The sequence below is a fragment of the Methylobacterium sp. M6A4_1b genome, assembly GCF_053345175.1.
This window is the reverse complement of record NZ_JBKEZQ010000010.1, coordinates 37,345-62,375: the sequence shown is the minus strand read 5'-3', so window position 1 is coordinate 62,375 and position 25,031 is coordinate 37,345. Positions and strand designations below refer to the sequence as shown.

General features: G+C 68.9%; 24 protein-coding genes. 15 read left to right on the top strand and 9 right to left on the bottom strand.

What is annotated here, in order from left to right:
• The first annotated feature begins 55 nt into the window (after positions 1-55).
• Positions 56-754: a GntR family transcriptional regulator gene (locus ACLBWX_RS12115; RefSeq protein ID WP_447677312.1), complete on the top strand. Its 699-nt coding sequence runs from the start codon at positions 56-58 to the stop codon at positions 752-754.
• Positions 755-858: 104 nt separating this feature from the next.
• On the opposite strand, the gene ACLBWX_RS12110 is transcribed toward ACLBWX_RS12115, so the two are convergent.
• The 3 genes from ACLBWX_RS12110 to ACLBWX_RS12100 form a co-directional block, all read right to left on the bottom strand.
• Positions 859-1,296: a YybH family protein gene (locus ACLBWX_RS12110; RefSeq protein WP_447677311.1), complete on the bottom strand. Its 438-nt coding sequence runs from the start codon at positions 1,294-1,296 to the stop codon at positions 859-861.
• A 124-nt stretch (positions 1,297-1,420) separates the two neighbouring features.
• Positions 1,421-3,097 carry a methyl-accepting chemotaxis protein gene (locus ACLBWX_RS12105; RefSeq protein ID WP_447677310.1) on the bottom strand — a complete coding sequence of 559 codons (1,677 nt, stop codon included), beginning with the start codon at positions 3,095-3,097 and terminating at the stop codon, positions 1,421-1,423.
• A gap of 137 nt (positions 3,098-3,234) precedes the next feature.
• Positions 3,235-3,891 (bottom strand): GntR family transcriptional regulator, encoded by a 657-nt coding sequence (locus ACLBWX_RS12100; RefSeq protein WP_447677309.1) that lies wholly within the window; start codon positions 3,889-3,891, stop codon positions 3,235-3,237.
• 181 nt (positions 3,892-4,072) lie between these two features.
• On the opposite strand from ACLBWX_RS12100, the gene dctP reads away from it, so the two are divergent.
• From dctP to minE, 6 genes are all read left to right on the top strand, one after another.
• Complete coding sequence (gene dctP / locus ACLBWX_RS12095) at positions 4,073-5,092, top strand: TRAP transporter substrate-binding protein DctP (protein WP_447677308.1); 1,020 nt, start codon at positions 4,073-4,075, stop codon at positions 5,090-5,092.
• Positions 5,089-5,805, top strand: a complete 717-nt coding sequence (locus ACLBWX_RS12090; protein WP_447677307.1) for a TRAP transporter small permease — start codon at positions 5,089-5,091, stop codon at positions 5,803-5,805. The genes dctP and ACLBWX_RS12090 overlap by 4 nt, the downstream gene beginning before the upstream one ends.
• A complete protein-coding gene (locus tag ACLBWX_RS12085) occupies positions 5,802-7,154 on the top strand; it encodes a TRAP transporter large permease (RefSeq protein ID WP_447677306.1) in 1,353 nt (450 codons plus the stop codon). The genes ACLBWX_RS12090 and ACLBWX_RS12085 overlap by 4 nt, the downstream gene beginning before the upstream one ends.
• 222 nt (positions 7,155-7,376) lie before the next feature.
• Positions 7,377-8,090, top strand: a complete 714-nt coding sequence (gene minC, locus ACLBWX_RS12080) for a septum site-determining protein MinC (protein WP_447677305.1) — start codon at positions 7,377-7,379, stop codon at positions 8,088-8,090.
• A gap of 13 nt (positions 8,091-8,103) precedes the next feature.
• Positions 8,104-8,919: a septum site-determining protein MinD gene (minD, locus tag ACLBWX_RS12075; protein WP_056178720.1), complete on the top strand. Its 816-nt coding sequence runs from the start codon at positions 8,104-8,106 to the stop codon at positions 8,917-8,919.
• The gene (minE, locus tag ACLBWX_RS12070) at positions 8,916-9,215 is read left to right on the top strand and encodes a cell division topological specificity factor MinE (protein WP_056471360.1); all 300 of its coding nucleotides are present in this window, start codon (positions 8,916-8,918) and stop codon (positions 9,213-9,215) included. Before minD ends, minE begins: the two co-directional genes overlap by 4 nt.
• 33 nt (positions 9,216-9,248) lie before the next feature.
• Here minE and ACLBWX_RS12065 read toward each other — a convergent pair whose 3' ends face one another.
• The gene (locus ACLBWX_RS12065; RefSeq protein ID WP_447677304.1) at positions 9,249-10,499 is read right to left on the bottom strand and encodes a NupC/NupG family nucleoside CNT transporter; all 1,251 of its coding nucleotides are present in this window, start codon (positions 10,497-10,499) and stop codon (positions 9,249-9,251) included.
• Between the two features lie 260 nt (positions 10,500-10,759).
• Between ACLBWX_RS12065 and ACLBWX_RS12060 the strand changes: the two genes are divergently transcribed.
• The 3 genes from ACLBWX_RS12060 to ACLBWX_RS12050 all read left to right on the top strand — a co-directional run bounded on the left by ACLBWX_RS12060 (position 10,760) and on the right by ACLBWX_RS12050 (position 14,876).
• Entirely contained in the window at positions 10,760-11,782 is a 1,023-nt protein-coding gene (locus ACLBWX_RS12060) for a CorA family divalent cation transporter (protein ID WP_447677303.1), read from the top strand.
• Between the two features lie 125 nt (positions 11,783-11,907).
• A complete protein-coding gene (locus ACLBWX_RS12055; RefSeq protein WP_447677302.1) occupies positions 11,908-14,268 on the top strand; it encodes an Orn/Lys/Arg family decarboxylase in 2,361 nt (786 codons plus the stop codon).
• Entirely contained in the window at positions 14,268-14,876 is a 609-nt protein-coding gene (locus tag ACLBWX_RS12050) for an N-acetyltransferase family protein (RefSeq protein WP_447677301.1), read from the top strand. Before ACLBWX_RS12055 ends, ACLBWX_RS12050 begins: the two co-directional genes overlap by 1 nt.
• A gap of 47 nt (positions 14,877-14,923) precedes the next feature.
• Here the strand turns inward: ACLBWX_RS12050 and ACLBWX_RS12045 are convergent, their stop codons facing one another.
• Both ACLBWX_RS12045 and ACLBWX_RS12040 read right to left on the bottom strand, forming a co-directional pair.
• Positions 14,924-15,139: a hypothetical protein gene (locus tag ACLBWX_RS12045; protein WP_447677300.1), complete on the bottom strand. Its 216-nt coding sequence runs from the start codon at positions 15,137-15,139 to the stop codon at positions 14,924-14,926.
• A gap of 89 nt (positions 15,140-15,228) precedes the next feature.
• Positions 15,229-15,855, bottom strand: a complete 627-nt coding sequence (locus ACLBWX_RS12040; RefSeq protein WP_447677299.1) for a helix-hairpin-helix domain-containing protein — start codon at positions 15,853-15,855, stop codon at positions 15,229-15,231.
• A 191-nt stretch (positions 15,856-16,046) separates the two neighbouring features.
• Between ACLBWX_RS12040 and ACLBWX_RS12035 the strand changes: the two genes are divergently transcribed.
• Positions 16,047-17,903, top strand: coding sequence for an ABC transporter ATP-binding protein (locus ACLBWX_RS12035; RefSeq protein ID WP_447677298.1), 1,857 nt, complete (start codon positions 16,047-16,049; stop codon positions 17,901-17,903).
• Positions 17,904-17,909: 6 nt separating this feature from the next.
• On the opposite strand, the gene ACLBWX_RS12030 is transcribed toward ACLBWX_RS12035, so the two are convergent.
• On the bottom strand, positions 17,910-18,350 hold the full coding sequence (locus ACLBWX_RS12030; protein ID WP_447677297.1) for a response regulator: 441 nt from the start codon (positions 18,348-18,350) through the stop codon (positions 17,910-17,912).
• Positions 18,347-19,468 carry a histidine kinase dimerization/phosphoacceptor domain -containing protein gene (locus ACLBWX_RS12025; RefSeq protein WP_447677296.1) on the bottom strand — a complete coding sequence of 374 codons (1,122 nt, stop codon included), beginning with the start codon at positions 19,466-19,468 and terminating at the stop codon, positions 18,347-18,349. The genes ACLBWX_RS12030 and ACLBWX_RS12025 overlap by 4 nt, the downstream gene beginning before the upstream one ends.
• Before the next feature lie 417 nt (positions 19,469-19,885).
• On the opposite strand from ACLBWX_RS12025, the gene ACLBWX_RS12020 reads away from it, so the two are divergent.
• On the top strand, positions 19,886-21,079 hold the full coding sequence (locus ACLBWX_RS12020; RefSeq protein WP_447677295.1) for a patatin-like phospholipase family protein: 1,194 nt from the start codon (positions 19,886-19,888) through the stop codon (positions 21,077-21,079).
• Between the two features lie 155 nt (positions 21,080-21,234).
• The gene (locus ACLBWX_RS12015) at positions 21,235-22,860 is read left to right on the top strand and encodes an ABC-F family ATP-binding cassette domain-containing protein (RefSeq protein WP_447677294.1); all 1,626 of its coding nucleotides are present in this window, start codon (positions 21,235-21,237) and stop codon (positions 22,858-22,860) included.
• Between the two features lie 40 nt (positions 22,861-22,900).
• Here ACLBWX_RS12015 and ACLBWX_RS12010 read toward each other — a convergent pair whose 3' ends face one another.
• The gene (locus ACLBWX_RS12010; RefSeq protein WP_447677293.1) at positions 22,901-23,029 is read right to left on the bottom strand and encodes a TFIIS helical bundle-like domain containing protein; all 129 of its coding nucleotides are present in this window, start codon (positions 23,027-23,029) and stop codon (positions 22,901-22,903) included.
• 194 nt (positions 23,030-23,223) lie between these two features.
• Here ACLBWX_RS12010 and ppk2 point away from each other — a divergent pair, with 194 nt between their 5' ends.
• Both ppk2 and ACLBWX_RS12000 read left to right on the top strand, forming a co-directional pair.
• Positions 23,224-24,141: a polyphosphate kinase 2 gene (gene ppk2, locus ACLBWX_RS12005; protein WP_447677292.1), complete on the top strand. Its 918-nt coding sequence runs from the start codon at positions 23,224-23,226 to the stop codon at positions 24,139-24,141.
• A 95-nt stretch (positions 24,142-24,236) separates the two neighbouring features.
• Positions 24,237-25,031: an enoyl-CoA hydratase/isomerase family protein gene (locus tag ACLBWX_RS12000; protein ID WP_447677291.1), complete on the top strand. Its 795-nt coding sequence runs from the start codon at positions 24,237-24,239 to the stop codon at positions 25,029-25,031.

The window sequence follows — 25,031 nt, the reverse complement described above, 5'->3', positions numbered from 1 at the left end:
CGAGGGATTACCAAAGGGGAGTATTTTTCATTCCTGCTGCAGACGTCGCGGACCCATGAACAAGATCGAGACGGGCCTCGGCATCAACCGGCGCTATCTCCACGATGAAGTCGTCGATCGAATGCGCGACCTCATCCGCTCGGGTGAGCTGGAACCTCGCGCGCGGATCAACGAGAGCGAGCTGACCGAGCGCTTCGGCATTTCCAGAACGCCCCTGCGCGAGGCGATCAAGATCCTCGCCACCGAGGGCCTGCTGGAACTGCTGCCGAACCGCGGGGCGCGGGTCGCGAGCCTGTCGCAATCCGAGATCGAGGAGATGATCGAGGTCATCGCCGGTCTGGAGGCGACGGCGGCCGACCTCGCCTGCCGCATCATCACAGATGCGGAGATCGACCGGATCTCGCGCGATCACGACGCGATGGTTGCGGCCTGGCGCGCCGGCGAGGAGGGGGTCTACTTCGCTCTCAACCGGGAAATCCACGAGGCCATCATGCGGGCCAGCCGCAACGCCACGCTCGGGAGCATCTACGACAGCCTCTCGGGCCGTATCCAGCGCTCACGCTACGCCGTGCACCAGACGGCGGAGCAATGGGAGCAATCAGTGGCCGAGCACGAGCGGATGATCACCCTGCTGCGCGCCCGCGACGGTGAGGCGCTGGCTCCGCTCATGCGCGCCCACATCCGCGCCCGGACCCCGGTGATCGCCGAGAATTTCGGTGCCTCCAGCCCCGAGGCCTCCGGCTCGGCGGCCTGAGACCGTCCATCCTGAGCCGTTTGCGGGCCGATCGGTCCGGACCGAGGGTAGGAGCCGGGGCGGTGCCATGCTCCGGCCCGGCCCTCCGCCGCGAGGCGAGGCCCCTAGTTCCAGGTGTGCAGCACGGTGCGCCAGCCCTCGGGACCGCGCTCCATCACGTTGACCCAGTTGCCCTCGACCTTCTTCTTGGCCCCACCCTCGCCGGGTCCGTTCATCTCCCAGCGCCCGGACAGCACGAGGACGTCGCCCTTTTCCCGCGCGGATTGGACGGTGATCTTGTGATCGTCGAAGCCCTTGGCCTTCACGCCGGAGAAGAATTTCCTGATGTCGGCCGGTCCCGAAACCGCCGCGCCCTTCGGGATCACCTGCGCGTCCGGTGCATAGAGCGTTGCCAGGGTGTCCATGTCGCCGCTGTTGTAGGTCCTGTCCCAGGTGTCGGCGGCGCTGCGTCCTGCCGAGGCGGCGGTCTCGGCGCGGGCCGCTACGGGCAGAACGAGACACACGGTCAAAGCCGCACCGAGAAGTTGTCCGGTTGTCAGCATAGATACCTCCCCCGCGAGATCAGGTCGACGCGAATCGCGCGAGAGATTTGGCAACTCAAATCTTCGCAAGTAAAGAAGTTTTGCGAAGACTTTCGTGTTTTGGCCTTTCGCTCGGGGAATCGGTTCAGGCGGCCCGGACCGTGCCGAGGAATCGCGTCAATTCCTGCGTCAGATGCTCGGCTTCGCGGGAGAGTTCCGAGGCCGAGGCCAGAACTTGGGACGCGGCCGCGCCGGTTTCCTCGGCCGCTCCGGCGACTCCGGAGATATTGGCCGTGACCTCCCCGGTCCCGGTGGCCGCCTCGCTCACGTTGCGCACGATCTCCTGGGTCGCCGCGCCCTGCTCCTCCACCGCCGCCGCGATCGAGGTCGCCACGTCGCTGATCTCGCGGATGCGCCCGCTGATGCTCTCGATCGCGGTGACGGCCTGGCCGGTGGAGCCCTGGATGCGGCCGATCTGGCCGCTGATCTCCTCGGTGGCCCGCGCCGTCTGGTTGGCGAGTTCCTTGACCTCGGCCGCGACCACGGCGAAGCCGCGGCCGGCCTCGCCGGCGCGGGCCGCCTCGATGGTGGCGTTGAGGGCGAGCAGGTTGGTTTGGCCGGCGATGCTCGCGATCATGGCGACCACGTCGCCGATCCGCGCCGCGGCCGCGCTCAGTTCCTGAACCTGTGCGGCGGTCCGGGCGGCTTCGTCCACCGCCCGCTGGGCGAGCTGGGTCGAGCCGTCGACCTGACGGCCGATCTCCTGGACGGAGGCGCCGAGCTGCTCGGCGGCCGCCGCCACCATGCCCACGTTGGAGGCCGCCTGGTCCGCTGCCGCCGCGACGGTGCTCGATTGGTGTGCCGTCTCGGAGGCGGTGCTCGCCATGCTCTGAGCCGTGCCGCGCAACTGGCCCGCCGCCGTGGTCACCCGGCCGAGAATGCCGCCGACGGCGCCCTCGAAACCGTCCGCCATCTCGCGCATCGCGACCTTGCGCTGCGCCTCGGCGCCGGCGCGGGCGAGGTGGGTCTCCTCCTCCAGGGCGCGGCTGCGCAGGAGATTGGCCCGGAAGGTCTCGAGGGTGTCGGCCATGGCGCCGATCTCGTCCTGGCGGCCGACGCTGGGGATCTCGGTCCGCGCGTCGCCATCGGCCACGCGCCGCATCGCCGCCGTCATCGCGCCCAGCGGCCGGGTGATGCCGCGGATCGTGTAGGCCATGGCGGCGAGTGCCATCAGGACGGACAGCCCGAGCATGATCTGGGTGGTCCGCACGGCGCTCGCCTGCTCGTCGCGCGCCGCAGCCTTGGCGGCCTCGCCGGCCTCGCCGTTGAGGGTGACGAGCTTGCGCATGGTGGCGCTGGTGGCGAGGTAATTGGCGTTCATCGAACCCCGGAACAGGGTCAGGACGTCGTCGCGCCGGGCCGGGTCGATGGCCTGGAGCTGGGTCCAGTCCTGGCCCATCTGGGCGAGCTTGGCGCTCACCTCGTCGTAGAGGGCGGTTTCCTCGCGCGAGTTCACCAGTGCCTTGTAGGCGACGCGCCGGGACTCGAGTTCCTTGGCCAGGGTCGCGGCCTGGGCGACGCTGTTGGTGCGCTCCTCGGCGGTGTCGGCGACGACGTAGCGGAACTGCCAGAGGCGGATCCGCATCACCAGGGCGTTCATCGCGTGTGCGGCATCGACTGAGGGGAGGGCGTTGTCGGACAGCACCGCCATGCGGTCTCCGATGGCATCCATCTTCGACAGGGACAGCAGGCCCTGTCCCGCGGTGATGATGGCCAGCATGCCGAAGAGGCCGATCAGTGTCGATTTGAGCGAAAAGCGCATGGGAAGGACCGCGTGGCGAAGAGGTGCGTCGTCGAATAATCGACCTCCCTTAAGATTGACTTGCGCGCCACGTCAGTACAACCAATGATTGCTCTACCGTTTCTCGTAATGACTTTGATGGCAAGCCCGCTCGGCCGTCAGGCCGCCGCATTGATCGAGCGCAGACCGGCCACGAGATCCGAGAAACGGTCGCCCTGGACGATGACGTGCGCCCGCAACCGGTCGGAGGCACCCGCCTCGTCGCCCGATACGATGGCGGCGACGATGGCCTCGTGTTCGGCCAGCGACTGGCCGAGACGGTTGCGGGCCCGCAACTGGAGGCGGCGGAAGGGAGCGAGCCGGCGATGCAGCTGGCGCGCCTGCTCCTCCAGGAAGCTGTTCCGGCAGGCCCGATAGACCACCGTATGGAAGATGTAGTTCTCCGCATAATAGGTCTCGGGATCGGCGGCGGCGGCCGAGGCGGCGCAGGCCGCCAGGGCCGCCTTGAGAGCGGCCTCGTCGTCGGGAACGAGCCGGCGCGCAGCCAGCCGGCCGCAGGAGGCCTCGATCTCCGCCATCGTCTCGAACATCGCGATCAGGAGCTGCGGATCGGGGGCGCTGACGATCGCTCCACGGCGGGGTTTGATCTCGACGAGGCCGGTCATCGCCAGTTGCAGCAGCGCTTCGCGGATCGGCGTACGCGAGACCCCGAAGCGCTCGGCGAGCTCCGTCTCGTCGAGCCGTGCGCCGATCGAGAGGCGTCCGTCCACGATCTCGGTCTCGATGGTCTGCCTGAGGCGGCGCGACTGGTTCATGCGCTGAGGTCCCGGCTCGTTTTTAATCCCGCCGACTCGCAAAAATCAGGCGTCCACTATTATTCGATCGCATTGACAAAATATACAAGACGTCGTCTCATGTATATCGAAACGGCAGCGCAGTATAAATGGTGCGCCGCAAAACGATGCGGCCGGGCACCGGCCCAGGGAGAGACACGCCATGATGCTGACACGCCGTGCCCTCGTCGCCGGCGGCCTCGCCGCCCCCGCCATCCTGTCCCTGGGCTCGCGCGCCCGGGCCGCCACCACCCTGAAGCTCTCGCACCAATTTCCCGGCGGCACCATCGACGAGGGTGATTTCCGCGACCGCATGTGCCGCAAGTTCGCGATGGCGCTGGCCGAGCGTTCGAAGGGCGCCCTGGAAGTACAGGTCTATCCCGGCTCGTCGCTGATGAAGACGAACGCCCAGTTCGCGGCCATGCGCAAGGGCGCCCTCGACCTGTCGCTCTACCCCTCGCCCTACGCCGGCGGCGAGGTGCCGGAGCTGAACATCGGCCTGATGCCGGCGCTGGTGAGCTCCTACGAGCAGGCCATCGCCTGGAAGAAGGCGCCGGTGGGCCGAAAGCTCACCGAGATCCTGGATTCCAAGGGCATCATCCTCGTCTCCTGGGTCTGGCAGGCCGGCGGCGTCGCCAGCCGCGAGCGTCCCCTCTACGCGCCGGCCGACGCGAAGGGCCTCAAGGTCCGGGGCGGGTCGCGCGAGATGGACCTGATGATGAAGCAGGCCGGCGCAGCGACCCTGTCGATTCCCTCCAGCGAATCCTACGCCGCCATGCAGACGGGCGCCTGCGATGCGGTCATCACCTCGTCCACCAGCCTGATCTCGTTCCGCCTGGAGGAACTCGGCAAGGCCCTGACCTCGGGTCGCGAGCGCTCCTACTGGTTCATGCTCGAGCCGCTCATGATGTCGAAGCTCGCCTTCGAGCGCCTTCCCAAGGACCAGCAGGACCTCATCATGGCCATCGGCGCCGAGCTCGAGCCGTTCGGGCAGGCCGGCGCCAAGGCGGACGACACCAAGGTTGAGGAGATCTTTTCCAAGGCCGGCGCCAAGGTCCAGAACCTCGACGAGAAGACTCTGGGCCAGTGGCGCGACATCGCACGGGACACGGCCTGGAAGGACTTCGCGGGCAAGTCCGCCGGCTGCGCCGAGCTCCTCAAGCTGGCGGAGCAGGTGTCGTGAGCCACGCTTTCGACGCGGCTTCGGCCGCCGCCGAGACGCACGCCGTGTCCGAGCCCCGGGTTCCGGGGCTCCTCGGCACCATCGACCGGGCCCTGAAGGGGGTCAACCAGGTCATCATGCTGCTGGGGGGCATCGCCCTCGTCTGCGCCTGCCTGGTGCTCAGCTACAGCGTCGTGATCCGCTACGTCCTGCACGAGCCCACCGACTGGCAGGACGAGATGGCGGTGTTCCTCATCGTCGGCGCCACCTTCTTCTCGGCCGCGGCCGTGCAGGCCAAGCGCGGCCACGTGGCGATCGAGGCCCTCACCGGCCTGCTCTCGCCGCGCGTCAACCGCGCCCGCCTGCTGATGGCGGACGTCATCAGCTTCGTCTTCGTGGCGTTCTTCGCCTGGAAGAGCTGGACCCTGCTCCACGAGGCCTGGGTCGACGGCCAGGTCTCGCAGTCGAGCTGGGGGCCGCCGCTCTGGATCCCCTATGTCCTGATGGCGATCGGCATGACCCTGCTCGGCATCCAGTTCGCCCTGCAGATCGCCGAGGAGATCCTCTACGGCGCCGAGAAGGCCGGCTGGGCGAACCCGAAGATCGGCCTCGGGGCCGATCTGAACCGCGACACGCCGGCGCGCGCCGGCCTCACGCCGGAAGGCACCCGGCCCCTGGCCGATCCCCTCGCCAACACCGTGCCGGACACGAAGGTCACCGGGAGGCACCCATGAGCGTCGCGGCCATCGGCTTCCTCTACGCGGGCGCAACCCTGAGCGCGATGCTCGCCGGCATCCCCATCGCCTTCGCCCTGGGCTTCGTCGCCCTGGCCTTCATGTACGTCTTCATGCCCGGCGCCTCCCTCGATACGGTGGCGCAGAACGTCTACGAGGAGATGGCCTCGATCACCCTGCTGTCGATCCCCCTCTTCATCCTGAAGGGCGCGGCGATCGGGCGGTCCAAGGCCGGCCAGGACCTCTACTCGGCCATGCATGCCTGGATGCACCGCATCCCCGGCGGTCTCGGCATCGCCAACGTCTTCGCCTGCGCGCTCTTCGCCGCCATGGCGGGCTCGAGCCCGGCGACCTGCTCGGCCATCGGTTCGGCCGGCATCCCGGAAATGCGCAAGCGCGGCTACTCGCCGGGATTCGCCGCCGGCATCATCGCGGCGGGCGGCACCCTCGGCATCCTGCTGCCGCCCTCGATCACCATGATCCTCTACGCGGTGGCGGCCGAGCAGTCGCTGGGCCGCCTGTTCCTGGCCGGCATCGGGCCGGGTCTGCTGCTGGTCGGCCTGTTCGCGACGTGGTCGGTCTACCGCTTCCGCTCGGAATACGCCGCCGCCAAGGTGGCCTACGAGCGCCACGGCACGCCTTCCGCCATCCTGGCGGAGGACACCTACAGCATGCGCCAGCGCTTCTCGACGCTGCCGCGGGTGCTGCCCTTCGTCATCCTGCTGACCGGCGTGATGGTGGCGCTCTACGGCGGCTACGCCACCCCGTCCGAGACGGCGGGCCTCGGCGGCCTCCTGGCGCTGGGTCTGATCGCGGTCATCTATGGCGTCTGGCGGCCGCGCGACGTCAGCCCGATCCTGACCGCGACCCTACGGGAATCGACCATGCTGATGCTCATCATCGGCATGTCGCTCCTCTACGCCTACGTGATGAGCTACCTGCACATCTCGCAATCGGCGGCGGCCGCCATCGTGGCGATGCAGCTCTCGCCCTGGGTGCTGCTGGTGACGATCCTCGGCCTCGTGATCCTGCTCGGTTTCTTCCTGCCGCCGGTCTCGATCATCCTGATGACGGCGCCGATCATCCTGCCGCCGCTCAAGACCGCCGGGTTCGACCTCGTCTGGTTCGGCGTCGTGATGACCATCACCATGGAGATGGGCCTGATCCACCCGCCGGTGGGCCTCAACATCTTCGTCATCAAGAACATCGCCCCCGACATCCCGCTGAAGGACATCATCTGGGGCACGCTGCCCTTCGTGATCCTGATGGCGGTGGCGATCCTGATCCTCTGCCTCGTGCCCGGCATCGCCATGTGGCTGCCGAACTGGCTCCTGCCCACCACGCGGTGAGGGCCGGCGACCCTGCGGAACGAACCCGCCCTCGGACGGGGCGCGCGACAGGCCGAGGCCGTCGCGCGCCCCGTCCGGGGGCGCTGCGTTTGGTGGACCCGAAGCGTCCCTGGATCACCGGATCAGAGGAAAATGTGCGCCTTTAATCCTTTGAACACGGGTTGTTAACGAAGCGGTAACCATACCGGGCATCAATGGTCTGGTAAGGAATCGCGAGAGCCCGTGACTGACACAAGCCCTCCCCGCAGACCCGTTCAGCTTCGCGGCCGCGCCTTCAAGTCCTTGGTGCTGGCCCCGGAGACTCCGCTTCCCGATTGGTTCGCCGATCTGGACGAAGCGCTCAAGCGCTCGCCGACTCTGTTCGACGGGCGCGCCCTGATCCTCGACGTGGCGGGCCTGGCGCCCGCCGCGCCGGACCTCGACGGCCTGCTCGCCGAACTCGGCAGCCGGCAGATCCGCATCCTCGGCATCGAGGGCACGGACCTGCCGCTCCTCGGACCCGGGCGCCCGCCGCTCCTCGTCCAGGGACGGCCCTCGAGCACGATCGAGATCCCGGCCCAGCCGGAGCCGGAGCCCGAGGTGCCCCCGGCGCCGCCCGAGCCGGCCACGACCTCCCTCACCATCGAGGGGTCGGTCCGGTCCGGGCAATCCATCGTCCACCCCACCGGCGACGTCACCGTCATGGGGTCGGTCTCCTCCGGCGCGGAGATCCTCGCCGGCGGTTCCATCCACGTCTACGGCGCTCTGCGCGGCCGGGCCATCGCCGGCGCCGCCCGCAACCCCCGCGCCCGCATCTGCTGCCGCAAGTTCGAGCCCGAGCTTCTCGGCATCGACCGCCTCGTCCGCACGGCCGAGGAGATGGGCAACCACCTGCGCGGCAAAGCCGTGCAAATCTGGCTCGATGGCGGCGCCATCAAATTCGCATCCTTGGATTGAGGAGACAGCTCATATGGCCAAAGTTCTGGTCGTGACATCAGGCAAGGGCGGCGTCGGCAAGACGACGACGACCGCAGCCCTCGGCGCGGCGCTCGCGCAGGCCGGCAAGAGCGTGGCGGTGGTCGACTTCGACGTCGGCCTGCGCAACCTCGACCTCGTGATGGGCGCCGAGCGGCGCGTCGTCTACGACCTCATCAACGTGGTCAACGGCGACGCCAAGCTCAACCAGGCCCTCATCCGCGACAAGCGCCTCGAGAAGCTCCACCTGTTGCCCGCCTCGCAGACCCGCGACAAGGATGCGCTCACCGACGAGGGCGTCGCCCGCGTCATGGACGAGCTTCGCGAGAAGTTCGACTGGGTGATCTGCGACTCGCCCGCCGGCATCGAGCGCGGCGCCACGCTGGCCATGCGTCACGCCGACGTCGCCGTGGTGGTGACCAACCCCGAGGTCTCCTCGGTGCGCGATTCCGACCGGATCATCGGCCTGCTCGACTCCAAGACCCTCAAGGCCGAGCGCGGCGAGACCATGGAGAAGCACCTCATCCTCACCCGCTACGACCCTGCCCGGGCCGATCGCGGCGACATGCTCAAGATCGAGGACGTGCTCGAGATCCTTTCGATCCCGCTGCTCGCCATCATCCCGGAGAGCATGGAGGTCCTGCGCGCCTCCAACGTCGGCTGCCCGGTGACCCTGAACAACCCGCTCTGCGCCCCGGCCCGCGCCTATACCGACGCCGTGCGCCGCCTCAACGGCGATGCGGTTCCGATGTCGGTCCCCACCGACAAGAAGTCCTTCCTCGACAAACTCTTCACCCGGAGGGCAGCATGAGCCTCCTCAACATGTTCAACCGGCGCGGTTCGGCGCCGGTCGCCCGCGACCGCCTGCAGCTCATCCTCGCCCATGAACGGGCGGGGGTCGGCGGCTCCGATCTCGTGATGGTGCTGCGCGAGGAAATCCTCGCGGTCATCGCCAAGCACGTCGAGGTCAACAGCGACAAGGTCCAGATCCGCCTCGACCGCGGCCAGGACATGTCGACCCTCGACATCGACATCGAGCTGCCGCTCACGGCCATCACCAAGGCCGGTCCAGCGAAGGTCAAGGCGGCGAAGCTCGCCGCCGCATGAGCCTCCCCACGCCAATTCCGGCCGGCACAGCCGTCAGGCACCGATGAACAACCCGGCGAGCGTCGCGCTCGTCAGGTTGGACAGGGTGCCGGCCAGGATCGCGCGCAGGCCGAACCGGGCGATCTCCGCCCTGCGCTCCGGCGCGAGGCTCGCCAAGCTTGCGAGCTGGATCGCCACCGAGGTCAGGTTGGCGAAGCCGCAGAGCGCGAAGCACAGGATCGCGGCCGTCCGCGGGTCCAGGGTGCCGCCCTTCAGGACCGGCGAGAGCTGCGCGTAGGCCAGGAACTCGTTGAAGGCGATCTTCTGACCCAGTGCCCCGCCGACGAGGCCGGCCTGCTCCCAGGGCACGCCCATCAGCCAGGCCAGGGGCGCGAACACCGTTCCGAGGATGCCTTCCAGGCTCAGGGCGGGATGGCCGGCGAGACCCCCGGCCCAGCCCGTGAGCCCGTTCAGAAGGGCGATCAGGCCCGTGAATGCGATCAGCATCGCCCCGACCGACACCGCCACGGCCAGCCCCTTCTGGGTGCCGTCGGCCGCCGCCTCGATGACGTTGACCGCCCGCGTCTCCGCGAAGGTGACCCGCGTGGAGATGACCCGGCTCGGTTCCGTCGTCGGCACGAGGATCTTCGCGAAGAGCAGCCCGCCCGGCACCGCCATGGCGCTGGCCGCCAGGAGGTATTCCATCGGTACGCCGAGGGCCGCGTAGCCGGCGAGAATCGTGCCCGCCGTGGACGCGGCCCCGCTCGACATCACGGCGAACAGCTCGGCCGAGGTCAGGGCCATCAGGAACGGACGCAGGGCGATGGCGATCTCGCTCTGGCCGATGGCGATGGTGATCACCGCCGAGAAGGTCTCGATCCGCGACGTGCCGATCACCCGCTGCAGCACAGCGCCGATGGCCCGCGCCGCCGCCTGCATCACGCCGAAATGGTAGAGCACCGCGATCAGCGCCGAGACGTAGAGGATCTGCGGCAGGATGCGGAGCGCCAGGATGAAGCCGCTGCCGCCGAACAGTTCGAACATGCGCGGCTCGACGAGGCCGCCGAACAGGAAGGCGGTGCCCCGGTCGCCGTAGTTCAGCACGGTCTGGACGAAGGCGGCCGCCGCGGCCAGGCCCACGCGGCCCGCCGGGATGAACAGCACCAGGGCGCCGAGCGCCACCTGCAGCGCCAGGGCCGAGAGCACCACCCGAGGCGAGATCGCCCGCCGATTCGTCGAGAAGAGCACCGCGACGGCCAGCAGCAGGGCTAGGCTCGCGCCCGCGTGGAAAAGCTTCTCGACCATGCCGCCCCGCTGTTTTGGCTCACGCGGAGCAAGCCCGATGCCGGGCCGCTTGTCGCGGGGGAAGTGGCGGCATCCACTGCTGCGCGCCGCGGACGGAACGCCCACGGCGGCATTGCTCCCGTCGCCTGCTTTGTCGCGAGACCAGAAGGCGGGCGGTCGCCTCCTCGTCTCCCGTGCCGGCCACCGTCATGACAGTGTCGCCCGCACTTGCGATCCAGCGCGGCGACCGTCGGCGGTTTGCCGGCAACAGGGCCGCCCGCATGCAGCGCCTCCTTACCGACGCCACCGCCCTACCGTGCCTGCTCTTCGCGATAACGTTCGACGCCGAGGGGCGCGGGCGCCTGCTGGAGGCGGCTGGCGGCCTGCCCGAGCCCGTCGCCGAGGGATTCCTCTGGCTGCATCTCGACCTCGTCGATGCACGCCTCGACGGGCTGATCGCCGCCGGGCGGCTCGGCCCGCCCACTCTCGCCGCCGCCACCTTCGCCCGCGACGGGCATCAGCGCGTGGTGATCGAGGGCGCCGATCTCGGCCTCGTGATCGCCGATCGGGAGCGCGAATTCGGTGGCCGGATCGGGGATGAACCGGCCGGGCGCCTGCACTGCGTGCTGGGCGAGCGCCTCCTCGTGAGCGGGCGACGGCACGCGACCGCCGCAGCGGAAGCCGCCCGCGACGCGGTGCTGGCCGGGCGGCGCGTGGCCACACCGGCGGCGCTGCTCGAGATCTTCGTCACCGGGGTCGCCGCCGCCCTCGACGCCTCGGCCCGCCGCTTCTCGGACGAACTCGATGCCATCGAGGACCGGATACTCGACGAGGATCAGCCCGACGATCCCAGGCCCCTGGCGCCGATCCGCCGGCAGGCCGTGCGCCAGCACCGTCAACTCGCCGGCCTCAGCGCGGTCTTTCACCGCCTCGAGGCGGAGACCGAGGAAGAGGACGACGCCCTGCCGGAGGCGGTGGTGACCATGGCCGCCCGCGTGGTCCAGCGCCTCGACTCGCTTCACCGCGACATGCTTGTCCTGTCCGAGCGCAGCCGCCTGCTGCAGGACGAGATCGCCGGGCGAAACGCGGCCGAGACCAACCGCCAGCTCTTCACCCTCTCGATCCTCACCGCCCTGTTCCTGCCGCCGACCCTGGTGACCGGTGTGTTCGGCATGAACACCAAGGGGCTCTTCCTCGGCGATTTCGAGAACGGCTCGTTCCTCGCCCTGGTCATCTGTGCGGTGGCGGCCGTGGCGGTCTACGGCGTGATCCGCCGCCTTGGGCTCGTCAAACGCCGCGCCTGATCGTAAGTCGGCTCTCCGTCGTGCCGCGCGAGGCCTGAAAACACCGCGACCGCCGCAAGATCGTCATCGAAGCGTCACGTCCCGTCGCGAACGGTGCGCCAAACGCCCCTGGGAGCCTTTTCCGCATGGATTTCTTTCGCCGCTTCACCGTCCTGATGTGCGCGCCGAACTTCGACCCGGACGATCTCGAGGGCGTGCGCGTCCAGCAGATCATCGGCTCCGTGGAGAAGCTCGGCTTCGAGGTGGTGCGGGCCCGGCGCGTCGAGGACGCGGCCATCGCGGTCCAGACAGATTCGGCCATCGGCTGCATGGTGGTGGATTGGGGCAAGCGCGGCCTCGACGGCAAGGCGGCGGCCCTCATCAACCTGATGCGCAAGCGCGGGCTGGAGATGCCCATCGTCATCATGGTTCGCCGCAAGCGCCTGGAGGACATCCCCGTCGAGGTGCTGGACTTCATCGACGGCTACATCTTCCTCGCCGAGGAGACCCCGGACTACATCGCCCGCGGCTTGGTGAGCCGCGTGAAGCAGTACGCCGAGACCCTGAAGACGCCGTTCTTCGGCGCGCTGGTCGACTATGCCGAGCAGGGCAACCAGCTCTGGACCTGCCCCGGCCACAACGGCGGCATCTTCTACAACCGTTCGCCGATCGGGCGCATCTTCGTCGAGCATCTCGGTGAGGCGGTGTTCCGCGACGACCTCGACAACTCGGTGCTCGATCTCGGCGACCTCCTCGTCCACGAGGGCCCGGCCCTGAAGGCGCAGAAGGAGGCGGCCGTCATCTTCGGGGCGGAGAAGACCTACTTCGTCCTCAACGGCACCTCGGCCTCCAACAAGATCGTGCTCTCGGCCCTGGTGGCCGAGGGCGACCTCGTGCTGTTCGACCGAAACAACCACAAGGCCGCGCATCACGGCGCACTGTTCCTCGGCGGAGCGATTCCCGTCTTCCTGGAAACCGACCGCAACGCCTACGGTCTGATCGGCCCGATGTACCACGAGGCCCTCGACGAGACCGTCATCCGCCAGAAGATCCGCGACAATCCGCTGATCACCGACAAGGAGGCCTGGCGGCGCGAGCGCCCGTTCCGCGTCGCGGTGGTCGAGCAGTGCACCTACGACGGCACGATCTACAACGCACAGATGATTCTCGATAAGATCGGGCATCTTTGCGACTACATCCTCTTCGACGAGGCCTGGGCGGGCTTCATGAAGTTCCACCCGCTCTTCGCCGGCCGCTTCGCCATGGGGCTCAAAGGTCTCGACGAGACCTCGCCCGGCATCATCGCCACCCAGTCGACCCACAAGCAGCTTGCGAGCTTCTCCCAGGCCTCGCAGATCCACACCAAGGACAGCCATATCCGCGGCCAGACCCGGCGCATCGAGCACCGGCGCTTCAACGAGACCTTCCTGGTCCACGCCTCGACCTCGCCGTTCTATCCCCTGTTCGCCTCCCTCGACGTCGGCGCCCAGATGATGAAGGGCCGCTCCGGCGTCGTGCTGTGGGACGACACCATTCGTCTGGGCATCGAGTGGCGCAAGAAGGTCCGCGCCATCCGCCGCGAGTTCGAGGAGAAGGAGGGCGATCCCCTGCGGCGCTGGTTCTTCGACCCCTTCGTGCCGGACACGGTCAAGGGACCCGACGGCAAGGTGCCGTGGGAGAGCCTCTCCACCGACGAGCTCGCCGGCAACGCGAAGTACTGGGAGCTGACGCCGGGGGCCGACTGGCACGGCTTCACGCACGTGGCGCCCGACTACGCCATGACGGACCCCAACAAGCTCACCGTGCTCACCCCCGGCTTCAACCGGCACACGGGCGAGTATGCCGAGCACGGCGTGCCGGCGCCCATCGTGGCGCAGTACCTGCGCGAAAACCGCATCGTGCCGGAGAAGAACGACCTCAATTCGCTGCTCTTCCTGCTGACGCCGGGCGTCGAGTCCTCCAAGGCCGGCACGCTGATCTCCGGCCTCGTGGCCTTCAAGCGCCTGCACGACGACAACGTGCCCCTGGAGGAGGCGATGCCGGAGTTCGTGCGGCGCCGGCCCAATCGCTACAAGGGCGTGCGCCTGCGCGACCTCTGCGCCGACTTCCATGCCTTCCACCGCGAGCACGGCACCAGCACGCTCCAGCGCAAGCAGTTCGAGCCGGGGCACCTGCCCGAGATGGTGATGACCCCCAAGGAGGCGGTGCAGCAACTCACCCGCAACAACGTCGATTACGTGCCGATCGCGGAGGCCGAGGGGCGCGTGGCGACGACCTTGCTTCTGGTCTACCCGCCGGGCATCGGCACGGTGCTTCCGGGCGAGCGATTGGACGAGCGGGCCAAACCCATGCTGGACTACTTCAAGATGTTCGAGCGCTCCGCGAACCTGTTCCCGGGCTTCGAAGCCGAGATCCAGGGCGTGTTCCGTGATGTCGATCCGGACGGGACCATCCGGTTCTACACCTATGTCATGCGAGAGCCCCGCGTCCTGCGCGAGGCACGCTGATGGCGGGCTCGTCCGAGAGCGACCCCGACCTCGTCATCCGGCCCTCGTCGGATGCCGACGTGCCGGACATGGTCGACATCTACGCCCATCACATCCGGCGCGGCGTCGGCGATGTCGGGGATTTCGAAGCGGACCCGCTCCATCCCGACGACCTGAAGAAGCGGCGGAAAGCCATGCGCAAGAAGCGCCTGCCGCACCTCGTGGCGGATCGCGACGGCATCGTGGCGGGCTACGCCTACGCGGTGCCGTTCCGCAAGCGCCCGGCCTACCGCTACACCCTGAAGCACTCGATCTACGTCCATCACGAGCACCTGCATGCGGGCATCGGCCGGCGTCTGCTGCCGGCGCTGATCGAGGCCTGCGCGGCGGGCGGCTACCGTCAGATGATCGGCTACATCGACGCGCGGAACGAGGCCAGTTTACGCCTCCACGAGGCCTGCGGCTTCGTGCGCGTCGGGCTGCTGCCGGCGGTGGGCTACAAGTACGGGCGCTGGAGCGACAGCGTCATGGTTCAGTGCGCCCTCGGAACCGGGGCCACCGACCAGCCCGGCACCTGGACGCGCCCGGTCGAGGCGGTGGTGGCCGGCCACGACTGGATCGGGAAGTAGGGATCGACGGAATCGGTCCGGCCGCGCAGGGCACCGGACCGGAGACCCTATTGCTGCGACCGGTTGATCAGAGCCTGCAGTGCCCGGGCCACCGCCTCGCTGACGTTCTTGCGGTACTTGCGGTGGACCAGCTGGCCGTTGTGGTAGATGTCGTGCTCCACGTAGAGCTTCTCGCCGTCCCATCGGACGATGTTGTCGGTCTCGGTGGTCTCCTCGACGCCGAGATCCTCGCGAAAGGTAACGCCCCCGGCTTGCGCAAACATGGCTCGTTCCTGGTGATCGAAGCGACTTTCCGGCTTCCCGGAGCCGCATCTTAGGCAGGCGGCGCGCGCCGCGCTACCCGAAACGGGCTTCAGCGCACCGTGACCTGATCCTTGATCCGCTCGTAGACCGCCCGGCTGAGGACGCGCTTCGACAGGAGCTCGCCGACGGATGCGTAGGGGCGCTTCTGAGCGATGGCCCGCCCGATCATGCCGCCGCCCCGCAGGCCGTTCAATTCGGCGACGCTCCCGGTATTGAGGTCGACGATCGCGACGCCGCGCGGACCGGCGGTTTCGGCGGCGTTGTCGATGTCCCGCTCGCCGACCGACGGGGCCGCTGGGCGAGCCGCATCGACGAAGCTCCGGTCAGGGGGCGGGGGCGTCTGGGTCGCCGCCGAAAGGCTTGGCGGCAGGGGCACGTTCGGGGAAGGCGAAGGCACGGTCGGCGAAGACACGGTCGGCGAAGGCACGGCGGGGGGGATGGCGGCCTGTGGGGCCGGAGCAGGGCTCGGCTGCGGCGCCACCGGAGAGACCGGGCGCGTGACGGCCGGCGGCATCGCCGCCTGGGTTCCGGCCCTTCCGGTCTCGGGGGCCGTCCGGACGGCGGGGGCGTCCGCCGGTCCGCCGTCGTGCGGACGCAGGACCTGGACGATCACGGCGAGGATGGCCGCCACCACGATGAGAACGCCGACCCGCAGGACCGCTGAACCGCTGAGCATTGAGGGCGGCCTCGCGCCTGTGGACATGATGGACGCCTAACATAGGCGATAAAGTGAAGTCTCGCCGTCGAATCGGCTGTCCTCAAGAGCTTGAACACTTCGGCCGGTCGCCCACTGACATCTGCGCGACCGCGCAGGTGCGGCGTCTGCGGCATCGACGGGGATGCCGGTCCCGGTCATGGTCCCGGCCGATGCCCGACCGCCTCTCCCCCCTGACGGCCCTATCCGCGCGCCTCGGCGCCCTGCGTCACCTGCCGGCCCTGGCCCGCCTCGTCTATGCCGCCAGTCCGCGCCTTCTCGTGGCGAGCCTCGGGCTGCGCCTCGCGCGGGCGAGCCTGCCGGTCCTGATGCTCTACCTCGCCAAGCTCATCCTCGACGCGATCGTGGCCGAGCATGCCCGGCCGCATCCGGTCGGCCTCGGGGTCGAGGCGTGGCTCGCGGAACCCGCCCTGCGGCACCTCGCCCTGCTGGTGGCGGCGGAGTTCGGCCTCGCCATCCTGTCCGACCTCCTCGGCCGTGCCAGCACCTTGGTCGACGGTCTCGTGGCCGACCTCTACGGCAACGCCGCCACCCTGAAGCTGATGCGGCACGCCGCCGACCTCGACCTCGAGCAGTTCGAGGACAGCGCGCAGCAGGACCGCCTGGAGAGGGCGCGGCGTCAGGTTACGGGCCGCTCCAACCTCCTGTTCCAGCTCTTCGGCCAGGGGCAGGACCTCATCACCCTGGTGGCCTTCGCCCTCGGCCTCGTGGCCTTCGCGCCCTGGCTGATCCTGCTCCTCGTGGCGGCCCTGGTGCCGGCCTTTCTCAACGAGACCTACTTCAACCGCGAGGGCTACCGGCTCGCCTGGACCCGGACGCCGGAGCGACGCGAGATCGACTATCTGCGCTTCCTCGGCGCCAGCGTCGAATCCGCCAAGGAGGTCAAGCTGTTCGGGCTGAACGGCTACATCGCCGAGCGCTATCGCGGGCTCGCGGCCAGGATCGTGGCCGACAACCGCGCCCTGGCCCTGCGCCGGGCCGGCTGGGGCGGCGCCTTCGCGGCTCTCGGCACGCTGGCCTACTACCTCGCCTACGCCACCATCGTCTGGCGCACCGCCGCGGGCCAGTTCTCCATCGGCGACCTCGCCTTCCTGGCGGGCTCCTTCCAGCGCCTGCGCGGCCTGATCGAGGGCCTGCTGCTCGGCTTCTCGCAGATCGCCTCGCAGGCGCAGTATCTCGACGACCTGTTCTCGTTCTTCGCCGTGGTGCCGGCGATCCGCTCGCCGAAGGACCCCGTTCCCCTGTCACGCCCCATCCGGAGCGGGATCGTGTTCGAGGATGTGGGCTTCCGTTATCCGGGCACCGAATCCTGGGCGGTGCGACACCTGAGCTTCCACCTCGCGGCCGGCGAGGTGCTGGCCCTGGTGGGCGAGAACGGTGCGGGCAAGACGACCATCGTCAAGCTTCTCACCCGCCTCTACGACCCGACCGAGGGACGCGTGCTCCTCGACGGCCTGCCTCTCTCCGCCTACGATCTCGACGATCTTCGCGGCCGCATCGGCGTGATCTTCCAGGATTTCGTGCGCTTCAGCTTCACCGCCCGCGAGAACGTGGCCGTGGGTCGGATCGAGGCGTGCGGCGATGCCGACCGGGTCGCCCGGGCGGCGGGGCGCAGCCTCGCCGACGGGGTCATCGGACGCCTGCCGCTCGGGTACGACCAGCCCCTGGGCAAGCGCTTCGCCGAGGGCGTGGATCTGTCGGGGGGCGAGTGGCAGAAGATCGCCATCGCCCGGGCCTACATGCGCGAGGCCGAGATCCTGATCCTCGACGAGCCCACCGCCGCCCTCGACGCCCGGGCCGAGTTCGAGGTGTTCCAGCGTTTCCGCGAGCTGAGTCACGGGCGCACGGCGGTGTTGATCTCGCACCGCTTCTCCACCGTGCGCATGGCGGATCGCATCCTGGTGCTCTCCGGCGGACGCGTGATCGAGTCGGGCAGCCATGCCGAGCTGCAGGCGCAGGGCGGGCGCTACGCCGAACTGTTCGAGCTGCAGGCGGCCGGCTACCGCTGAGCGCGCCTACCCGCCGAGGGCGTCGCGATAGGCCGGCGCGAGGCGCAGGCCGAGGGGCACGGAGGAGCGTGGCGGCGGTTCGCGCACGCACTCGCGGAAAAACGCCATCGTGTCGAAGATGACGACCTCGGTGAAGGGCTTGGCGATCACGCCGGCGGCCCCTTCGAACCCCTCCGGCAGGTGCTGGGCATTGGCGGTGACGAAGACCAGCACCATCGCGGCCTCGGCCCGCAGCGCCCGGACGATGTCGATGCCGGACGAGCCGCCGCGCAGCTGGAGGTCGACGAAGACGAGGTCCGGCCGCACGTCACGGGCGATTCCGATCGCCTCGTCCGCCGTCGCCGCCGTGCCGACGACGACATGGCCGGCATCCTCGACCAGGAGTTCCAGCTGCAGGAGGATGAGAGCTTCGTCTTCCGCGATCAGGACCCGGAGAGGTTCGCTCACGGGCTGTCCTTCACGCCTGGCGCTTCGCGCGGGAGGCGAATGTCGATCGAGGTCCCGGGATGTCCCGGCTGCCAAGCGATACTGGCATTCAGCTGGCGGGCCAAGCTTTCGATCAGGCGCTTGCCGAAGGACCGCGTACCCACGACTTCCTGGGGCATGCCGACGCCGTCGTCGATGATCCGGATGCCGAAGTAGCGCCCGTCGGGCTGGACCCGGATCGAGAGGCGGCCGGCGCGGTTGTCGGGAAAGGCGTGCTTCAGGGCGTTGGTGATCAGTTCGTTCATCATCAGCGCCACCGGGGGCGCCTTCTCCACCGGCACCTCCACGGGTTCGAGGTCGAGGTGCAGGCTGATCCCCGAGCGGCCGGAGCCGCGCACGAGGTCGGTGGCGAGTTCGCGGGCGAACTCGGCGACGTCGAAGCGCTCCACGTCGTGGGACTGGTAGAGCCGCTTGTGCACCGTCCCGAGCGCCTCGACCCGGGTCAGCATCGATTTCATCGCGTCCCGCGCCGTCGGATCTGAGATGCTCCGGGTCTGCATGGTGAGGAGGGAGGCCACCATCTGGAGATTGTTCTTCACCCGGTGGTCGACCTCATGCACAAGCATGGTCTTGGCCGCCAGGGCATCGGAGAGTTCGCGCGTCCGCCTGGCGACTTCGCGCTCGAAATGCTCCTTCTCGTTCTGCGTCCGCATCTGCGCGTCGACCCGGTCGGTGACGTCGAGCTGCGAGGCGAAGAAGTAGTGCAGGTCGCCGCCCTTGGTGACGACCGGGCTCATGTAGAGGGCGTTCCAGAACGGACTGCCATTCTTGCGATAGTTCAGGATGTCGACGGCAATGTCGCGCCGGGCGTCCACGGCCTCGCGGAGCTGCTGGACCGCGTTCGGATCCGTGTCCGGGCCCTGCAGGAAGCGGCAGTTGCGACCCATGACCTCGTCGCGCTCGTACCCGGTGAGGCGCAGGAAGGCGTCGTTGACGAAGACGATCGGGTTGTCGTCCCTACGCGGATCCGTGACGATCATGGCCATGCGCGTCGCCCGGATGGCGGCGGCGAAGGGGTCGCCCTTGCCGTCCTCGACCATCAGGTCGTCCGTCATGTGCCACGCGTCGTCTCGTTCCATCGCCTCTGCCTCCTCCTCGTGCCGCCGACCTGCGGGGCCGCTCCGCCCGCGCCGACATCGTCAGAACCATCGGCGGCACGTGCGGCCGGCGCGGCTGGCCCGCGCGGGCGCGACCGGTCGGCGGGAGCAGATGTCGTGAGGGAAGTGGAATGTCGGACCATGACCGTGACGGTCAACCGTCACCGTATGGTGCCCCAACGGACGTGTGCCCGGGAAGTTCAATTGATGCCGCAACCGACCGCGGAGCGCCGCGATTCCGACACGCGCGCTCGCGAGTCCGGGCGGGATGCGCCGTATTGCTGCCCGAATGCCACACCGCTGCGGCATCAGGGAGCGTAGCCGGAACACGGGAACGGCCAAGCTCGTTTTCGTGCTAGGGTCGCGTCGGGGTCGGGCTCCGGAATCTTGGCTGTGAACATGTCGAACATGCGTCGTCTCCGATGGAGCCGGGGGCTCCTGGCCCTGCTCGCCGTCGGCCAGCTCGCGGCTTGCGGCACCACCCCGCGCACGCCCTACACGGCGAGCGAGGCCGCCGCCGCGGTCCTGCCCGGGCTGGATCCGAATGTCCGCGCCTACGCGGATGCCTCGGAGAAGACCTTCACGGAGATGTCGGCGCGGCCTCAGAACGGCAAGGTGCCGTTCGCCTACCTCGCCCTGTCCGGCGGTGGCGGCGACGGGGCCTACGGCGCCGGCCTGCTGAATGGCTGGACTGAATCCGGCAAGCGCCCGGAATTCTCCCTGGTCTCCGGCGTCTCCACGGGCGCCCTCATCGCGCCCTTCGCCTTCGTGGGCCCGGAATACGACGCCTACCTGAAGGACATCTACACCAGCGGCGTCGCCTCGACGCTGGTGCAATCCCCGAGCTTCGCCAACGTGCTGTTCGGCTCGGGCCTGTTCGGGGACGGGCGCCTGCGTGATCTCGTACGCCGCTACGTGACGCCGGACCTCCTGGCCGCGGTCGCCGCCCAGCATGCCAAGGGCCGTCGTCTCCTCGTGGTGACGACGAACCTCGACGCTCAGCGCGCCGTGATCTGGAACATGGGCGCCATCGCCACCAGCGGCGGCCAGGCCGCGCTCGACCTGTTTACCGACGTGCTCACCGCCTCGGCCAGCATCCCGGCGGTGTTCCCGCCGCAGCTCATCGACGTCCAGGCGGCGCAGCGCACCTTCCAGGAGATGCATGTCGACGGCTCGGTGGTGACGCCGGTCTTCACCCTTCCGCAGTCGTTCCTCCTGCGCGACGGCCGGTTCAAGGCGGGCGCCAAGTCGGATATCTACGTCATCATCAACGGGCGTCTGGAACCGGAATTCGACCTCGCGCAGAACAACACGCTCTCGATCGTCGAGCGCTCGTTCACGACGGCCAGCCGCGCCCGCAGCCGTGCCACTTTGGCCTCGACCTACGCCTTCACGCGCTCCAACGGCATCGGCTTCAACCTCGCCTATATCGACGAATCCGCGCCCAACACTTCCACGGCCCGCGGATTCGACACGGCCTACATGCGCAGCCTGTACGAGACCGGCTACCAGACCGGCCGCACCGGCAGCTTCTGGCAAAAGAACGTGCCGGTGGCGCCGCTGGTGAAGGCCTCCGTGGTCGCCGCGCAGTAGGGCCGCACCCGGCCGGCGTGTCCGGACGATTGGAAGGGCGCGTGAAGCGAGGGGGCCGGTTGCACCGGGCGCCCCTCGCGCCGGATGGTGCGGTGCGGTAGGGTCCGGGACGCGTCCGGGTCCGTCCGGTGTCCGCACCCCCAACGAGCCCCCACATGATCCAGATCGAAGACCTCACATTCAGCGCCTGGGGCCGGCGCTTCTTCGATCGCGCCAGTGTCGCGGTTCCGCCGGGCTCGAAGGTCGGGCTCGTCGGCCGCAACGGCGTCGGCAAGTCGACCCTGTTCAAGATCATCCTCGGCGAATTGCAGCCGGACGGCGGCGCCATCCTGCTGCCCAAGACCGCCCGCGTCGCCTCCGTCGACCAGGAGCATCCCGCGACACCCGTCAGCCTGATCGACACGATCCTGGCCGCCGACGAGGAGCGCGAGGCCCTGAGCGCCGAACTCGAGACCGCCGCACCCGAGCGCATGGGCGAGATCTACGGCCGCCTCATCGAGATCGACGCCGACCGCGCCCCGGCACGGGCCGGCGAGATCCTGGCCGGTCTCGGTTTCTCGGTGGAGGACCTGACCCGGCCGATGGCGGAGTTCTCCGGCGGCTGGCGCATGCGCGTGGCGCTCGCCGCCGCGCTCTTCGCCGAACCCGACATGCTGCTCCTCGACGAGCCGACCAACTACCTCGACCTTGAGGGCGCTCTCTGGCTGGAGGCCCGGCTCAAGCGCTATCCCCATTCGGCCCTGATCATCAGCCACGACCGCGAGTTGCTGAACAACTCGGTGGACGCGATCCTGCACGTGGCCGGGGGCAAGCTCGAACTCTACACGGGCGGCTACGACGATTTCGAGAAGCGCCGGGCCGAGAAGGCCCGTCTGCAAGCCTCGACCAAGCAGAAGCAGGAGGCCGAGCGGGCGCATCTGCAGAGCTTCATCGACCGGTTCAAGGCCAAGGCCTCGAAGGCCGCACAGGCCCAGTCCCGCGTCAAGCGCCTCGCCAAGCTGGAGCCGATCGCCACGACCATCGAGGAGCACGTGGCCCCGTTCCACCTGCCTTCGCCGAAGCGCCCGCTCGCCCCGCCCCTGATGCACCTCACCGATGCCACCATCGCGTATGGCGACGACGCGCCGGTGCTGCGCGACCTCAACCTGACTCTCGACGTCGACGACCGCATCGGATTGCTGGGCGTCAACGGCGCGGGCAAGTCGACCTTCGCCAAGATGGCGGCGGGCGCGCTTCAGGTACGCGACGGTCGGATGGTGCGGGAAGGCCGGGTGCAGGTGGGCTGGTTCCACCAGCATCAGATCGAGGCCCTCGATCCCAAGGACACGCCGCTGGCGATCATCCGGCGCGAGCGGCCCGACGACAGCGAATCGGCCCGGCGCGCCAAGCTCGCGAGCTTCGGGCTGTCCTTCGACAAGCAAGAGACGACGGTGGACGCGCTCTCGGGCGGCGAGCGGGCGCGGCTGCTCCTCAACCTCGTTGCGATGCAGGCGCCGCACCTGCTGATCCTCGACGAGCCGACCAACCACCTCGACATCGACAGCCGGCGGGCGCTCCTCGACGCGCTGAACGATTACGGCGGGGCGGTGATCCTTATAACCCACGACCGCTCGCTGATGGAGTTGGTGGCGGATCGCCTGTGGCTGGCCGCCGACAACACGGTCAAGCCCTTCGCCGGGGACATGGACGACTACGCGAGATTCGTGCTCGACCGGACCCGTGCCGGCCAGCGTGCGCCCGGACAGGGACGCGAGAAGAAACAGAAGCGCCGGGCGGCCTGAGCCGCCCAGCCGGCAGGACTTACTAACGCAGAATCTTGCCTTACCTGCGCAGGATCTTGGTCACGAGGCGACCGAGCGGCGTGCCGGAATCGTAGTTGCGGTCGTCGCGGACCACGGGACGGTCCTCGTTGCCGAGGAGCTTGGTGACGATGCGTCCGATCAGGCTCATGGGTGGACCCTCTGGGTGTGTGGGGCGCCGGGCGAGCCGGGCTCGCGGCCCGCGAAATGGCGCAGCTTGTCCTTCAACCCGCAGGGGTCCGTCCCCGTTCCCTCGCCCGACGCCCTGTGTGCGGTGCCGTATCAAGCCTGTCATGAATCCGTGATCTAAGCCGGGCGGTATTTCGGCAGGGACGGGGCTTCCACATGGACAGCGCGCAGCGGGCAGCGGAGGTCGAGGCGATCCGCCGGGAAGTCGCCGACGACTTCGACGAGGAACTCGAACTCGAGATGGAGGACGAGCGCCTGGAGCGCCTCGCCGACGAACTCGGTCAGCCCGCCCGTCCGCCCGGTCTCGACCGCAAGGTCTATTTTCGTGAGCTGTTCCGCCTGCAGCACGAACTGGTGCGCCTCCAGGACTGGGTTCAGGCCCACAAGCTGCGCGTCGTGGTGATCTTCGAAGGCCGCGACTCCGCCGGCAAGGGCGGCGTGATCAAGCGCATCACCCAGCGGCTCAACCCGCGCGTCTGCCGGGTCGCGGCGCTGCCGGCGCCCAGCGAGCGCGAGCGCACGCAATGGTACTTCCAGCGCTACGTCACCCACCTGCCGGCCGGCGGCGAGATCGTGCTCTTCGACCGCTCATGGTACAACCGCGCCGGCGTCGAGCGGGTGATGGGCTTCTGTTCGCCCGACGAGGTCGAGGAGTTCTTCCGCTCGGTGCCCGAGTTCGAGCGCATGCTGACCCGCTCCGGGATCATCGTGTTGAAGTACTGGTTCTCCATCACCGACGAGGAGCAGGAATTCCGCTTCAACATGCGCATCCACGATCCCCTGAAGCAGTGGAAGCTCTCGCCGATGGACGTGCAGTCCCGCCGCCGGTGGGAGGACTACACCAAGGCCAAGGAGGACATGCTCGCCCGGACCCACATCCCGGAGGCGCCCTGGTGGGTGGTCGAGGCCGTGGACAAGAAGCGCGCCCGCCTCAATTGCATCAGCCACCTCCTGACGCAGATTCCTTACGGCGACGTCGAGCATCCGCCGGTGCACCTGCCGGACCGCGAGCGCCACGAGGACTATACCCGCCACCCGGTACCGCCCGAGATGTTCGTTCCCTCGGTGTTCTGATTTCGGGAAGGGCGTACGCCGGCCGCTTGCTCCGGCGGCCCCCGATGGGCGAGAGGGTGGGGTACGCTTCCGCGCCTCGCGCCCAGGGACCTTGCATGACCCAGACTGACGAGCTCCTGTTCACGGCCGAGGGCAGCATCGCCCGCCTCACCCTCAACCGGCCGCAGGCGCGCAACGCGCTCACCTTCGGCATGTATCAGGGCCTGATCGATGCCTGCGCGCGCATCGAGGCGGACGAGAACATCAAGGCCCTCATCATCGCGGGAGCGGGGACCAAGGCCTTCGCGGCGGGCACCGACATCGCTCAGTTCCGGAGCTTCGCGAGCGCTCAGGACGCGATCGACTACGAGCGCTTCATGGACCGGGTGATGGGCGCGCTGGAGCGCCTGCGGGTGCCGACCATCGCGGCGATCGCCGGTGCCTGTACGGGCGGAGGCGCGGCCATTGCCGCCGCCTGCGACCTGCGGATCGCAACGCGCGACGCCAAGCTCGGATTTCCGATCGCCCGGACCCTAGGCAACTGTCTTTCCCTCGGCAACCTGCGCCGCCTCTCGGGCCTGATCGGCCAGGCACGGGTCAAGGACATGATCTTCACCGCCCGCCTCGTCGGGGCCGAGGAGGCCCTGGCCATCGGCCTCGTCGGCGAGGTGGTGGCCGACGCGGAGGCGCTGGCCTTCCGTGCCACGGAACTCGCGACCCTGGTCGCCGGTCACGCGCCGCTCACCCTGCGGGCGACCAAGGAGGGCCTGCGCCGCCTCCAGGGCGAGGACGCGGCGGGCGACGAGCGTCCCGGCGACGACCTCATCCGCCTTTGCTACACCAGCGCCGATTTTCGCGAGGGCATGGAGGCGTTCCTCGCCAAGCGCCCGCCCAACTGGACGGGCCGGTAG